The following is a 13,264-nucleotide window of genomic DNA, read 5'->3' on the forward strand; positions in this document are numbered from 1 at the left end:
GGCACCAAGGCTCTGCTAAGAGCGCGTCATGCTACGGATTCAAGACATAACCTACGCCGTTGAAGGCCGCCCCCTGTTCGATGGGGCCAGTGCGACTATTCCCGACGGCCACAAGGTTGGCCTTGTGGGGCGGAACGGCACGGGGAAGACAACCCTGTTCCGACTGATCCGGGGCGAATTGGCGCTGGAGTCAGGCAATATCAATGTCCCGAAGCGCGCCCGAATTGGCGGAGTGGCGCAAGAGGTGCCCTCCTCGGATGTGTCGCTGATCAACACGGTTCTGGCCGCCGATACCGAGCGCAGCGCGCTGATGGACGAGGCCGACACCGCGACCGATCCCACACGTATCGCCGAAATCCAGACCCGCCTGGTAGATATCGACGCCTGGTCCGCCGAAGCGCGCGCCGCCTCGATCCTCAAAGGTCTTGGGTTTGATGATGACGACCAGTTGAGGCCCTGCTCCGATTTCTCGGGCGGCTGGCGGATGCGCGTGGCGCTGGCGGCGGTGCTGTTTTCTCAGCCCGATCTGCTGTTGCTGGACGAACCGACGAACTACCTGGACCTCGAAGGTGCGCTGTGGCTGGAAAGCTATTTGGCCAAATATCCGCACACCGTCATCATCATCAGCCACGACCGCGGGTTGCTGAACCGCGCGGTGGGGTCGATCCTGCATTTGGAAGACCGCAAACTGACCTATTACGCGGTTCCTTATGACAAATTCGCCGAACGCCGCGCTGAACGGCTGGCACAGGCGGAATCCGAGAACGTGAAAGCCAAGGCCCGGATCGCCCATCTGCAGAGTTTCGTGGATCGCTTCCGCTACAAGGCATCCAAGGCGGTTCAGGCCCAGTCACGCCTGAAAATGATCGAGCGCATTCAGCTGGTTTCAACCCCTCAAGAGGCCGCTCTGCGCGCATTCTCCTTCCCCGAGCCAGAAGAGCTGTCCCCGCCGATCATCCAGATTGAAGGCGGCGTGACGGGCTATGGTGAAACCGAGGTGCTGCGCCGCTTGAACCTGCGTATTGATCAGGATGACCGTATCGCGCTGCTGGGCAAGAACGGTCAGGGCAAGTCGACCCTGTCCAAGCTGCTGTCCGACCGCCTTCCCCTGATGGCGGGCAAGATGACCCGCAGCAACAAGTTGCGGATTGGTTATTTTGCGCAGCATCAGGTTGATGAGCTTTATGTGGACGAAACGCCGCTGGACCACCTGCGCCGCCTGCGCCCGAACGAGGTGCCGGGCAAGTGGCGGTCGCGTCTGGCGGGATTCGGGTTGAACGCGGATCAGGCTGAAACCAAGGTTGGTCGTCTATCGGGCGGCCAAAAGGCACGCCTGTCTCTGCTGATCGCCACCATCGACGCGCCGCATATGTTGATCTTGGACGAGCCGACCAACCACCTGGATATCGAAAGCCGTGAGGCATTAGTCGAGGCGTTGACCGCCTATTCTGGTGCGGTGGTTCTGGTCAGCCACGATATGCACCTATTGTCGCTGGTCGCGGACCATCTGTGGCTGGTTTCGGACGGAACGGTCAAACCTTTCGAGGGAGATCTCGAGACCTATCGCACCATGCTGCTGGGACGCGACAAACCGGCCAAAGAGAAACCGCAAGTGATCAAGCCCAAGCGCCCTTCGCGCGAGGCAGTGCTGAGCCTGCGGGCGGACCTTCGCAAATGCGAGGACCGGATCGAGAAGCTTACGGATATGCATGATAAACTGTCGGCCAAACTGGCAGATCCTGCGCTTTACGAGGACGACAGGAAAAACGATCTTGCAACGTGGAACCGGAAATTTGCCGAAGTGGTCGAAGCCATGCAAAAAGCCGAGGCGCTTTGGGTCGTCGCAGCCGAACGCCTGGAAAAAGCCGAAGCGACATGACGAAACCCGTAATCGAAACGACTGCCATGATCGCAGGCATGCGCCCTGAACTTCAGGACGGGGAATTTGCCTTTGTCGTTTGGCCGCATGACAAAGCCTGGCCCAAAGGAACGCGGGCCAGTTGTATGGAGGCCGAAGGTCTGTCCCTTATCGTGCCCAACGACGCAGCACCCGCTGGCGCCATCAGTATGAAGTGCATCACCTTGCGGGTTCATTCCTCACTAGAAGGCGTTGGCTTGACTGCCGCTGTGTCCGATGCTCTTGCACAAAGTGACATTCCGGCAAACATGGTCGCGGGGTATCACCACGACCACGTCTATGTTCCAAGCAATCTGGCGGAAAAAGCTGTGGCCGTTCTGTTAGACCTCCAACAAGGTGCCGGCAAATGATCGACCTCGCCTTTTTCATCACTGCCTTCACCACCCTGTTCGTGGTGATTGACCCCTTTGGCACCGCGCCGATTTTTGTGGCTTTAACTCAGGACATGGACGCCCGCGCCCGTCGCCGGACGGCCTATCGCACCTGTGCCGTGGCCTCTGGCATACTCATTGCCTTTGCCGCCTTTGGCGAAGCGGTGCTGGGTTTTGTCGGTATCTCGATGGAGGCCTTCAAGGTCGCCGGGGGCGCGTTGTTGTTCCTTACAGCATTGGACATGCTGTTCGAACGACGCACCAAACGCCGTGAAGACCGGGTCGAGGAAGAAGAGGAACACCACGACCCGTCCGTGTTCCCGCTGGCCATTCCGCTGGTCGCCGGTCCCGGATCAATTGCGACGATTATCCTGCTGGCCGGACAGCACCCGGGCATTCTTGGCATTGTCGAGGCCTGTATCGTCATGCTGGCCGTCATGGCTGTGGTTTTGACCTTCTTCCTGTCCGGCGGCTTGATTGCGCGTTTGCTGGGCAAAACCGGCCTGAACGTATTGACGCGGCTGTTGGGGATGCTGCTGGCGGCGTTGTCGGTTCAATTCATCCTGGACGGCCTCAAGGCCTTTGGTTTTGCGTCGTAAAACCCCATATATCTTTCAGAGAATATGGTGAGGAGCGCTATGGACGGCGACAACATTGGACGTTTGGTATATCTGGCCGTGCTTGGTACGGCCGTTGTGGCGTGGTTTGTCGCACAAAACCGCCAGTCTCTGAACAAAACGCTGCAGCAGGCTTTGGCGTGGGTCTTTATCTTTATCGGTGTCATTGCCGTTGTCGGCCTGTGGGAAGACATCCGCACCACTGTTGGCCCTGCCCCGCAAATGACTGTCACCGGCCAGACCATAGAGGTTCCGCGCGCCTCCGACGGGCACTATTATCTGCCCATTGATGTGAACGGAGAACCGATCACCTTTCTGGTGGACACCGGCGCAAGCCAGATTGTCTTAAGCTCGCGGGACGCCGAACGTGTTGGCATTGATCCCGATCAGTTGAATTATTTCGGCCGGGCAAACACGGCCAATGGCGTTGTGCGGACCGCGCCAGTGCGCCTGGACACGCTGGCATTGGGGCCAATCACGGACCAGAATATCTCGGCCTGGGTAAACGAAGGGGAATTGGACAAATCCTTGCTGGGTATGGATTACCTGCATCGGTTCTCGAATATCCAGTTCGCCAATGGCCGCCTGCTTTTGTCTCGCTAAGGCATCCGTTGCCGCAACTCCACGATTGAGAACAAAATAAGAACATGCTAGCCTGACGGCATGTCTACACATCTTCTTGGCCGCAAACCCGCACGTGAGGTGCCGGGGATAGATCTTCATCCGCAGATCAGACTGCAACTGGCCCGCGTGCACGAGGCCTGCGGCCCCGCCCGGCGCAGCTTTGCCATGTGGCTGGCGGGGCAGATGCAGGGGCCGGTGCTGTGGATCGCGCCCGCATGGGAGCCCGGCCAGCTTAACCCTGATGGCATGATGGCCTTTACCGATCCCGCCCGGTTCATCTTTGTGCGCCCGACCCGGTCCGAAGATCTGCTGTGGTGCGTAGAAGAGGCCCTGCGCAGCGCGGCCATGCCTTTGGTTGTCGGTGATCTGCCGGGCGCGCCGGGGCTGACGCCAGTGCGGCGCATGCATCTGGCCGCAGAACAGGGTGGTGCGATGGGGCGTGCCCCGCTTGGGGTGCTGCTGACCCCCGGCGACGGTGGTGCACAGGGGGTAGAGACGCGCTGGCACATGGCCGCAAACCATCAGGGGGAGGCCCGGCGCTGGACCCTGACCCGCCGCCGCGCCCGCGCCCTGCCCCCGGTCAGCTGGCATGCCACGCAGACCAAACCGCGCGCCGGTCTGCACCTGCAACAGATCGCTACAGAAGACACACCCGTGTGATCACGCGCCCCTCACGGGGTTTGTGACTGGCCAAAGCACAGGCCGAGCCCTAGCGTTTCAGGATGAGCCACGCGATCCACGATAGCCGATACTCCTGGCTGCGACTTGCGATCACTTTGATCATCGCAACCGTGGCCAATGTGGGAATGTGGGCCGTCATCGTTGTGATGCCTGCCATCGAAACCCAATTCAACGCCGGACGTGCCGAGGCCGCGATGCCTTACACATTGGCCATGATCGGGTTCGCCCTTGGCAATTTTTGGATGGGGCAATTGGTGGATCGGCTGGGCGTGACCAAAGCCCTAATCGGGGCCGCAATCCTCAGCGCGACCAGCTATCTGCTGGCGACACTGGCGCCCAATATTGTGATGTTGTCGGTCGCACATCTTCTGTTGGGCCTCGGGGCATCCATCGGCTTTGGACCATTGATCGCCGACATCTCGCACTGGTTCATGAAACGGCGCGGGATCGCTGTGGGTCTGGTGGCAAGCGGAAACTATCTGTCTGGGGCCATCTGGCCGACATTGCTGTCCGGTATACTCGCGCGCGACGGCTGGCAGCAGGTCTACCTGACGCTGGCCGTCATAACGCTGCTTGTCGTCATTCCCCTATCCCTACTGTTGCGTCGACAGGTCCCGGCCGAGGCGCACAGCACCGCCGCGTCGGCCGCACAAATCAAGGCGCGCAGCGTTGGCATTTCCCCCCGGACACTTCAATACATCCTCGGTCTGGCCGGTATTTCGTGCTGTGTCGCGATGTCGATGCCTCAGGTGCATATCGTGTCCTATTGCGTCGGTCTGGGTTACGGACCCACAGTCGGCGCCGAGATGTTGTCCCTGATGCTGTTCGGAGGTGTGATCAGCCGAGTAATATCAGGCATGGTCGCCGATCAACTGGGCGGCGTTCTGACGGTTCTGATCGGCTCGGTCCTGCAATGCCTCGCGCTGTTTCTGTTCCTTCCCTATGACGGGATGGTCTCACTCTACCTGATCAGCCTGCTTTTTGGCCTGTCACAAGGCGGCATCGTTCCCGGCTATGCCCTTGTCGTGCGCGAATATATGCCCCCGCGAGAAGCCGGCGCGCGTGTGGGGTTTGTCATGATGATGACGATCATGGGCATGGCGCTGGGGGGGTGGATGTCCGGCTGGATTTACGACGTGACCGGTAATTACCAACTGGCCTTCGTGAACGGCATTCTATGGAATGGCCTGAACATCGGAATTCTGCTGTTTCTGCTCAGACGCTCGCGCCCCCACAAACAAGAGGTTTTGGCATGAGATCATTGACGCGGCGCTTTCTGATTGCGGGTCTGGCGAGTATTCCGTTGGCGCGGCCCACTCATGCTGCGTTGGTCCAATATGAATTGTCTCGAGCCGGGACGTCCGTCGGTTTTTCATTCATGCTCTCGGGGGTTGCGCAGTCAGGCACGATGCCGATCCAATCGGCAGATATTCGAGTCGACACGGATCAGTTGCAAAACAGCCGTGTCACCGTCGTGCTGAATGTAGCCGCGGCGCGCACCCGGCTGCCCTTTGCCCGCGGCCCGATGCTAAGCAAAAGCGTGCTAAACGCGCAGGAATTTCCGAGCATTACGTTCAAATCCACCCGGATACAGCTTGGCCCCACCGGCCGCATTTCCGAAGGCGCAACTATCACCGGAGACCTGACGGTGCGTGGGGTCACGCGCCCTGTGACCCTGCAAGCCAATCTGTACCGCGAACCCGGAACTGAGGCTGATGACCTGAACGCTTTGTCAATTCGACTGTCGGGCGCGTTGAACCGCCACGAGTTCGGCGCCTCTGGTTATCCCGATCTGGTCGCCGATACCGTGTCTTTGAACATCCGGGCCGAGTTGACCCGCAAGGCCTGACACCCAAAGGACAAAAAACGACGCGCAGAGGTCGAATTATCACGCGCAACGCTCGCTGATGGGGTAATGCTGGGCGCACTATGCGAACGATCATTTCTTTTGCCGCCCTGTTTCTTTCCGTCATTCTTCTGCAGCTCTCAACGGGCGGCGTTGGTCCTTTGGATGCGATCTCGGGTATCACGCTTGGGTTCTCAACCGGACAAATCGGTATGTTGGGTTCGGCGCACTTTCTTGGCTTCTTCATTGGCTGCTGGTGGGCCCCCCGCCTAATGGGCAGCGTCGGTCATTCGCGGGCCTTCGCAGTCTGTACGGCCTTGGGCGCTATGGGTCTTATTGGGCATACGTTGACCGAAAACCCGTACATCTGGGCAGCCCTTCGGGTCGCGTCTGGAACCTGTGTCGCCGGGGCCTATACGGTGATCGAAGCATGGCTGAATGCCAAAGTCACAAACGAAACGCGCGGCCGCGCCATGGGGACCTATCGCATTGCGGATATGGGCGCGTCTTTGTGTGCGCAGTTGATCATCGCGGTTTTGCCGCCTGCTTCATACGTGTCCTACAACTTGCTGGCGATCCTGTGCTGCGCGTCCCTGTTACCGTTGACGTTGACACGGGCCAGTCAGCCAAAAACACCCGACGCCCCTCGGTTGAGACCCAAATTGGCCTGGCGCAGTTCGCCTCTGGCCGTTGCAGGGGTAATCGTCGCTGCGCTCAGCTCTGCATCCTTCCGAATGGTCGGCCCAGTTTACGGTCAGGAAGTCGGGTTGGACGTTGACCAAATCGCATTCTTCCTGGCGTCATTCGTATTGGGTGGCGCACTGGCGCAGTACCCAGTTGGCTGGCTGGCCGACAAATATGACAGGCGTTGGGTGCTGATCTGGCTGTCCGTTGCTGCGGTCGTCAGCAGCGGTGTCACAATGGCGGCCAGCGGAACGGGAACGGTGGGCGTCATGCTGGCCGCTGTTTTCTTTGGCCTGACAACCTTCCCGATCTTCTCAGTCTCTTCTGCCCATGCGAACGACTTCGCAACGGCAGAAGAACGGGTCGAGCTATCCGCGGCGCTGATGTTCTGGTTCGCTTTGGGTGCGATAGCCTCACCCTATATCTCTTCGACATTGATTCAGCAGTTCGGACCCGGAGCCCTGTTTGCATTTGTAGCGGTCGGCCATGTTTTCCTGATCATCTTTGGCCTGGCCCGAATGCGCTCACGCCCGACACCGGAAGAGCGAACCAACTATGTCTACGCGCCACGCACGTCGTTCACGATTGGTCGTTTGCTGAAACGGTCGCGTGAAAGGCAATAAAAAAGGGCCGGGAAAACCCCGGCCCCTTTCGATTAGTGTTCTGTCCGCGATCCTTCTTCGATCACGCCGCCTTCTTCGGCAGGTTCAACCGTCGATTCAAGCGCACCGTTGACGACACCCCCGACACCGTTTTCCATCGACAGGCCAAGCTCTTCGCCCAGCTTCTTGAGTGCGGGCATCTGCACCGCCATTCCCATGATCGAGTCCAGCGCCTGGTTGACGACCGGCTTGTCGCCGTTCGATGCGCCACCGCCATTCGTGCCACCGATTCCGCCAACCTGATGGATCTTGATCGAGTCGATCTTCTCAGCTGGTTTAACCATCTCCGCGATGATCGACGGCATGGTTTCGATCCGCGCCAGATCAACCTTCATGCGGATCTGATCCACTGACAGCACGTTATCTGCTTCGACGATCGCACGCTTACCTTCGGCTTCGGCCAGCATGTCGTTCTTCTTGGCCTCAGCCCGAATGTTCAGAGCGTCCGCTTCGGCCTGCGCCTCTTCACGGCGGGCTTCGGCGCGGTCAGCAGCGGCCTCTTTGTCAGCTTGCGCAGCCAGTCGGATCGCGGTTGCCTGACGCTCGGCCTCACGTGTGGCTTCGATCAGTGCGATCTGCTTGATACGCTCGGCCTCGGCCACCTTCTGCGCGGTCGCCACGGCTTCGGTCGCTTTGGTTGCCTCGGCACGGGCAAGATCTGCAGATGCACGGGCGCGGCTTTCCTCTTCGGATTTCTGCGCGATGATGATCTGGCGCTCTTGCTCGGCGACTTCCAGTTCACGCTCTTTCGAGATCTCGGCTTCGCGGATTTTACGCTCACGCTCGATGTCTGCGGCGCGAATGGCTTCTTCACGGCCGATCCGTGCGCGTTCCGTTTCGCGTACCGAGTCTTCGGTCCGGGCTGCAACCTCGGCCTCTTGCGCCACGCGCAGCGTTTCGATCTGCTGCGTCTGCTCGATGCGCGCCTGCTCTTCGTCCTTTTCGATCAACAGCTTCTGACGCTGAGCTTCCATCGCTGCACGGCGCACTTCGACCTCGGCATCGGCATCAATCTGCGCACGCTCTTTCTTTGAGGTGGCAATCACCTCGGCCAATTTGCGCATACCCACAGCGTTAAAGGCGTTGTTCTCGTCCAGCGCCTCAAACGGCGTCTGGTCCAATGCAGTCAGCGAAACAGATTCCAGGGACAGACCGTTCTTTAGAAGGTCTTCGGACACCGCATTCTGCACCTCTTGCACAAAGTCAGCGCGGTTTTCGTGCAGACCGTCCATCGTCATCTGGGCCGCAACAGCGCGCAGACCGTCGATCAATTTGCCTTCGATCATTTCCCGCAACTGTTCGACGTCGAACGTCCGGTCGCCAAGGGTTTGCGCAGCACGTGCGATGCCCTCTTCTGTCGCCATGACCGAGACGTAGAACTCGACGCCCACATCGACACGCATCCGGTCTTTGGTGATCAGAGCAGCCTCGCCGCTGCGCTGAACCTCAAGACGCAGGGTTTTCATGTTGACGGGGCTGACTTCGTGCAGCAACGGCACGACGATGACGCCACCATCCATTATGACTTTCTTACCGCCAGCACCGGTTTTCACCAGGCTGATCTCTCGGGTCGCGCGGCGGTAAAGACGGCCAAGCACAAGGCCGATAAACAAAACTACTGCCAGAATGGTCACAACTGTGACGGCTAGGAATGTGAGTTCCATGCAAAATCCTCCGTGATGGGGTTAGAAATTTTGGTTATTCAGACATGCCGACCAGAACGAACCGGTCGCGCCGTCGGTCGCGCAGCACAAGCACATCGGTGCCCTGCTCAAGCGTGTCCTTGTCCTGCAACGGCTCGGCGCGCAGGTAGTGGGTATTGCCAAATCGATCCATGACGCGCACCTCGGCGGGGCGTCCGCGCGAAGCGGTGCCTTGGGTGATCACGCCGCGGCGACGGGCGAGCAGGCGCTCCGACATCGCCTCGGTTTCGGTCTTGGGCAGCAGACGAGCAAAGATGCCGCCAAAGCCACGTGCAAACCACAGGCCAAAGGCACCGGCGGAAATCGCGGCCATCCAAGGCGGAAGGTCAAAGCCTAACAGGTCGCGCAGCGTCAGTTGCAGGCCCATACCGGACAAACCGAAGCCTGCCAGCAGAACCACCAGCCAGATCATGAACGGTACTTTGCCGATCCCCAGCCACGCTAAAGGTCCCGCAGAGACCGCGCCTGGCGCGTCTGCCTCAATCTCGGCCAATTCGAAATCGCCCAGATCCATGTCGGCATCAATATCCAGACCGAAATCACCGACATCCAGATCGGGGGCATCCACAACATCCAGATCGACATCGCCCTCGCCCGCCATAAGGCTTCCACCCAGGACCAATGCGATCAGTTCCAGCACAAGCAGGCCGAACAGAAGCGCAAGCGCCAAAGTGAAGGGTACAAATGCACCCTCAAGCAGAAAGTCGAACATCAGTTGTTTGCCCTCGTTATTGTATACTGTGGTATACATGATAGATGGGAAGTCATTGCGGAAATTCAAGAGTTTGTGATTCTAATTTACAACTCTGAGGTATTGCATGCGGAGAATACGATGCAATCCAAGGCTGCAACTCAGGCCGATTTTCCCGGCGACCCGTGCCTAAAATGACGTCCGAACCAAAGCCGGGGTTTTGCTGGCCGGTTACATAATGTAGACGGGCGCGCAGACAGTTACGCGGAAACGGAACATGGCTCGGATTCTCATCACCTCAGCGATCCCTTACATCAACGGGATCAAGCACCTCGGTAACCTGATCGGCTCGCAATTGCCGGCTGATCTGTACGCGCGCTACCTGCGTGGCCGGGGGAACGAGGTCATGTTCCTTTGCGCCACGGACGAACACGGCACACCTGCCGAGCTGGCCGCAGCGAAAGCGGGCAAGCCAGTGGCCGAGTATTGTGCGGATATGTACGAGGTGCAGGCCGACATCGCCAAGCGTTTTGGAATGAGCTTTGATCATTTTGGCCGCTCGTCCAGCGAACAGAACAAGACGCTGACCCAACATTTTGCCGGGAAGTTGGACGATTCTGGGCTGATCCGCGAAGTCAGCGAAAAACAGGTCTATTCCAACGCCGATGGCCGCTTTCTTCCTGACCGCTACATTGAAGGTACCTGTCCCAACTGCGGTTATGAGCGCGCGCGGGGCGACCAGTGTGAAAACTGCACCAAACAGCTGGACCCGACCGACCTGATCGAGCCGCGTTCGGCCATTTCCGGATCGACCGATCTGGAGGTGCGCGAGACCAAGCACCTGTACCTGCGTCAATCAGCGATGAAGGACCAATTGGATGCATGGATTGATAGCAAGAACGACTGGCCGATCCTGACCACCTCGATTGCCAAAAAATGGCTGCATGACGGCGACGGTCTACAGGATCGCGGCATTACCCGCGATCTGGACTGGGGCGTTCCAGTCAAGAAGGGCGATCAGGACTGGCCGGGGATGGAGGGCAAGGTCTTCTACGTCTGGTTCGACGCGCCGATCGAATACATCGCCTGCGCCAAGGAATGGGCGGATGCCAACGGCAGGACCGAGGCCGACTGGGAGCGCTGGTGGCGCACCGACAAAGGAGCGGATGATGTCCGTTATGTCCAGTTCATGGGCAAGGACAATGTGCCCTTCCACACCCTTTCCTTCCCAGCAACAGTTTTGGGCACCAATACGTACAACGAAGAATCTGGGTCATCCGAACGTTGGAAGCTTGTCGACTACATTAAGTCGTTCAACTACCTGAACTACGATGGTGGTCAATTCTCGACCAGCCAGGGCCGTGGTGTGTTCATGGATCAGGCGTTGGAAATCCTGCCGGCCGACTACTGGCGCTGGTGGCTTTTGAGCCATGCGCCCGAAAGCAGCGACAGCGAATTCACGTGGGAGAACTTCCAGCAGTCGGTGAACAAGGACCTCGCGGATGTTCTGGGTAACTTTGTCAGCCGCATTACAAAGTTTTGCCGCTCTAAGTTTGGTGAGGCAGTTCCTGAAGGTGGCGCTTATGGCGACCGCGAGCAAGCGCTGATTGATGAGCTGTCCAAACGAGTCCGCGCGTATGAAGCGCATATGGAGGCGATGGAGGTTCGCAAATCCGCGCAGGAATTGCGAGCGATCTGGGTTGCGGGCAACGAATACCTGCAGGCTGCCGCCCCGTGGTCGACCTTCAAGGAAGACCCTGAACAGGCCGCCGCTCAGGTGCGTCTGGGCCTGAATCTGATCCGCCTCTACGCCGTACTCAGCGCACCGTTCATCCCTGAAGCCTCGGCCAAGATGCTAAGCGCAATGAACACTTTGGACACCAGTTGGCCCGACGATGTTGCGGCCGCGCTGGACGCCCTGCCCGCCGGTCACGCATTCACGGTGCCGGACGTTCTGTTCGCCAAGATCACGGACGAACAACGCGAAGACTGGCAATCCAGGTTCGCGGGGCAGCGCGACTGAGATTTTGGATCACAACACCATAGTTACGGAGGCCATTTGGCCTCCGTTTTCATTTGAAATGGGGCAAAAACCGGGTTTGGGCGCCAAAACTCCATAGGATCTTGGCGTAAGTCCGCTTGAAACCGGAATAATTTCCGGGCGCACCACCCGGCTGACGCATTCAAGAAGCTTGAGATAAAGTTCCAAAACGGCCATCCTGCCAAGAAATCAGCACGACTCGTCGAGGCAACAGAGCCGCCCCGGCGCAATATCCTTAGGTCTAATGAGGCGCCCGCCATGTCCCTTGCATTAAAGAATTCCTTTTTCCGACACAGAGGTCCGGTCTTGGCCATCGCGGCACTGACTAGTTTGGGCGCCTCGTTCACGGCGCTAGCCCAGGATCAAAGCGACGCGCCGCCGCCGAAAGTGTCTATTGCAGCGGCCTATACCGAAGAAATTACAGATGAGGCCGTGTTCATCGGGCGCGCCGAGGCCATTAACAAGGTGGATATTGTCGCCCGCGTGAACGGCTTTCTTGAAACTCAGGATGTGGAAGACGGTGCGCTTATCAAAAAAGACGACCTGTTGTTTACGATCGAACCCGATCTTTATGAGGCGACCCTGGAGGCCCGGAAAGCCGATCTGGACCGGGCGGAGGCCAATCTGGAGCTTGCCAAGGTCGATCTGGCCCGAAAGGAAGAGCTGTACAAACGCGATGCCACCCCGGAGTCCGAGCGTGACATCGCCCGCGCCAATGAACTGGTCGCCGAGGCCGAGGTCAAGGCCGCTCACGCTGCCATCCAACAAGCAGAGTTGGACCTGAGTTATACCGAGATCCACGCGCCGTTTGACGGGCGGATTGGACGTGTGGAAACCAGCGTAGGCGACGTTGTGGGGCCGACAAATCCTCCGCTCGTCAACCTGGTAAGCGAAGCTCCGATTTATGTAAATTTCTCGTTAAACGAAAAACAATTTACCTCGGTCCTCGAACAGGTTGGAGAGAGCGCAGCTTCACTGGCTGAAAGCAACAAAAGCCCGAATGTACACCTGACCCTGCCCAACGGAACCAAGCTCGACGAAACAGGTGAGATTGTTTTTGTGGACAACCGCATCGACCCTCTGACAGGTGCGATCACCCTCCGCGCTGAGTTCCCTAACACCGATCGGTTTATCATCGACGGCCAATTCCTGAGTGTTCAAATCGAGGCATTGGAACCGACCCTTCAGGTGCTGGTCCCTCAGGCCGCATTGCAACGCGATCAGCGCGGTGAGTTCGTGCTGGTGGTGAATGACAAGCAGATGGTCGAACAGCGCTACATCACAACCGGCGACGTGGTTGGGACAGCGATTATTGTGACAGATGGTCTGCGCGAAGGTGAAAGCGTGATCGTTGAGGGCCTGCAGCGGGTTCGTCCGGGCGTCGCGGTGGATGCCGTCGTCGCCTCTGAACAGCCGGGAGAATAAC

12 protein-coding genes are annotated in these 13,264 nt (G+C 58.7%); 10 read left to right on the plus strand and 2 right to left on the minus strand.

Features of this window, described 5'->3' with window-relative positions; all coding sequences use genetic code 11:
- The first annotated feature begins 28 nt into the window (after positions 1-28).
- The 8 genes from AC2FLJ_RS02185 (at position 29) to AC2FLJ_RS02220 (ending at position 7,364) form a co-directional block, all read left to right on the plus strand.
- Complete coding sequence (locus tag AC2FLJ_RS02185) at positions 29-1,879, plus strand: ABC-F family ATP-binding cassette domain-containing protein (RefSeq protein ID WP_496704340.1); 1,851 nt, start codon at positions 29-31, stop codon at positions 1,877-1,879.
- A complete protein-coding gene (locus AC2FLJ_RS02190; protein ID WP_496704341.1) occupies positions 1,876-2,268 on the plus strand; it encodes an ACT domain-containing protein in 393 nt (130 codons plus the stop codon). The genes AC2FLJ_RS02185 and AC2FLJ_RS02190 overlap by 4 nt, the downstream gene beginning before the upstream one ends.
- Entirely contained in the window at positions 2,265-2,888 is a 624-nt protein-coding gene (locus tag AC2FLJ_RS02195) for a MarC family protein (protein ID WP_058273801.1), read from the plus strand. Before AC2FLJ_RS02190 ends, AC2FLJ_RS02195 begins: the two co-directional genes overlap by 4 nt.
- 39 nt (positions 2,889-2,927) lie before the next feature.
- Complete coding sequence (locus tag AC2FLJ_RS02200) at positions 2,928-3,509, plus strand: retropepsin-like aspartic protease family protein (protein WP_058273802.1); 582 nt, start codon at positions 2,928-2,930, stop codon at positions 3,507-3,509.
- 60 nt (positions 3,510-3,569) lie between these two features.
- The gene (locus tag AC2FLJ_RS02205; RefSeq protein ID WP_282168468.1) at positions 3,570-4,190 is read left to right on the plus strand and encodes an ImuA family protein; all 621 of its coding nucleotides are present in this window, start codon (positions 3,570-3,572) and stop codon (positions 4,188-4,190) included.
- A 62-nt stretch (positions 4,191-4,252) separates the two neighbouring features.
- Positions 4,253-5,467, plus strand: coding sequence for an MFS transporter (locus AC2FLJ_RS02210; RefSeq protein ID WP_282168469.1), 1,215 nt, complete (start codon positions 4,253-4,255; stop codon positions 5,465-5,467).
- Complete coding sequence (locus AC2FLJ_RS02215) at positions 5,464-6,060, plus strand: YceI family protein (protein ID WP_282151028.1); 597 nt, start codon at positions 5,464-5,466, stop codon at positions 6,058-6,060. Before AC2FLJ_RS02210 ends, AC2FLJ_RS02215 begins: the two co-directional genes overlap by 4 nt.
- Positions 6,061-6,140: 80 nt before the next feature.
- Complete coding sequence (locus tag AC2FLJ_RS02220; protein ID WP_282151027.1) at positions 6,141-7,364, plus strand: MFS transporter; 1,224 nt, start codon at positions 6,141-6,143, stop codon at positions 7,362-7,364.
- 32 nt (positions 7,365-7,396) lie between these two features.
- On the opposite strand, the gene AC2FLJ_RS02225 is transcribed toward AC2FLJ_RS02220, so the two are convergent.
- Positions 7,397-9,067, minus strand: coding sequence for a flotillin family protein (locus AC2FLJ_RS02225; RefSeq protein WP_058273807.1), 1,671 nt, complete (start codon positions 9,065-9,067; stop codon positions 7,397-7,399).
- 34 nt (positions 9,068-9,101) lie between these two features.
- Positions 9,102-9,818 carry an OB-fold-containig protein gene (locus AC2FLJ_RS02230; protein ID WP_496704342.1) on the minus strand — a complete coding sequence of 239 codons (717 nt, stop codon included), beginning with the start codon at positions 9,816-9,818 and terminating at the stop codon, positions 9,102-9,104.
- 256 nt (positions 9,819-10,074) lie between these two features.
- Here AC2FLJ_RS02230 and metG point away from each other — a divergent pair, with 256 nt between their 5' ends.
- Together metG and AC2FLJ_RS02240 are read left to right on the plus strand one after the other, a co-directional pair.
- Positions 10,075-11,820 carry a methionine--tRNA ligase gene (gene metG / locus AC2FLJ_RS02235; RefSeq protein ID WP_496704343.1) on the plus strand — a complete coding sequence of 582 codons (1,746 nt, stop codon included), beginning with the start codon at positions 10,075-10,077 and terminating at the stop codon, positions 11,818-11,820.
- A 276-nt stretch (positions 11,821-12,096) separates the two neighbouring features.
- Positions 12,097-13,263 (plus strand): efflux RND transporter periplasmic adaptor subunit, encoded by a 1,167-nt coding sequence (locus AC2FLJ_RS02240; RefSeq protein WP_496704344.1) that lies wholly within the window; start codon positions 12,097-12,099, stop codon positions 13,261-13,263.
- Position 13,264 lies beyond the last annotated feature (1 nt).

Source organism: Ruegeria sp. CDSA034, from assembly GCF_059612275.1.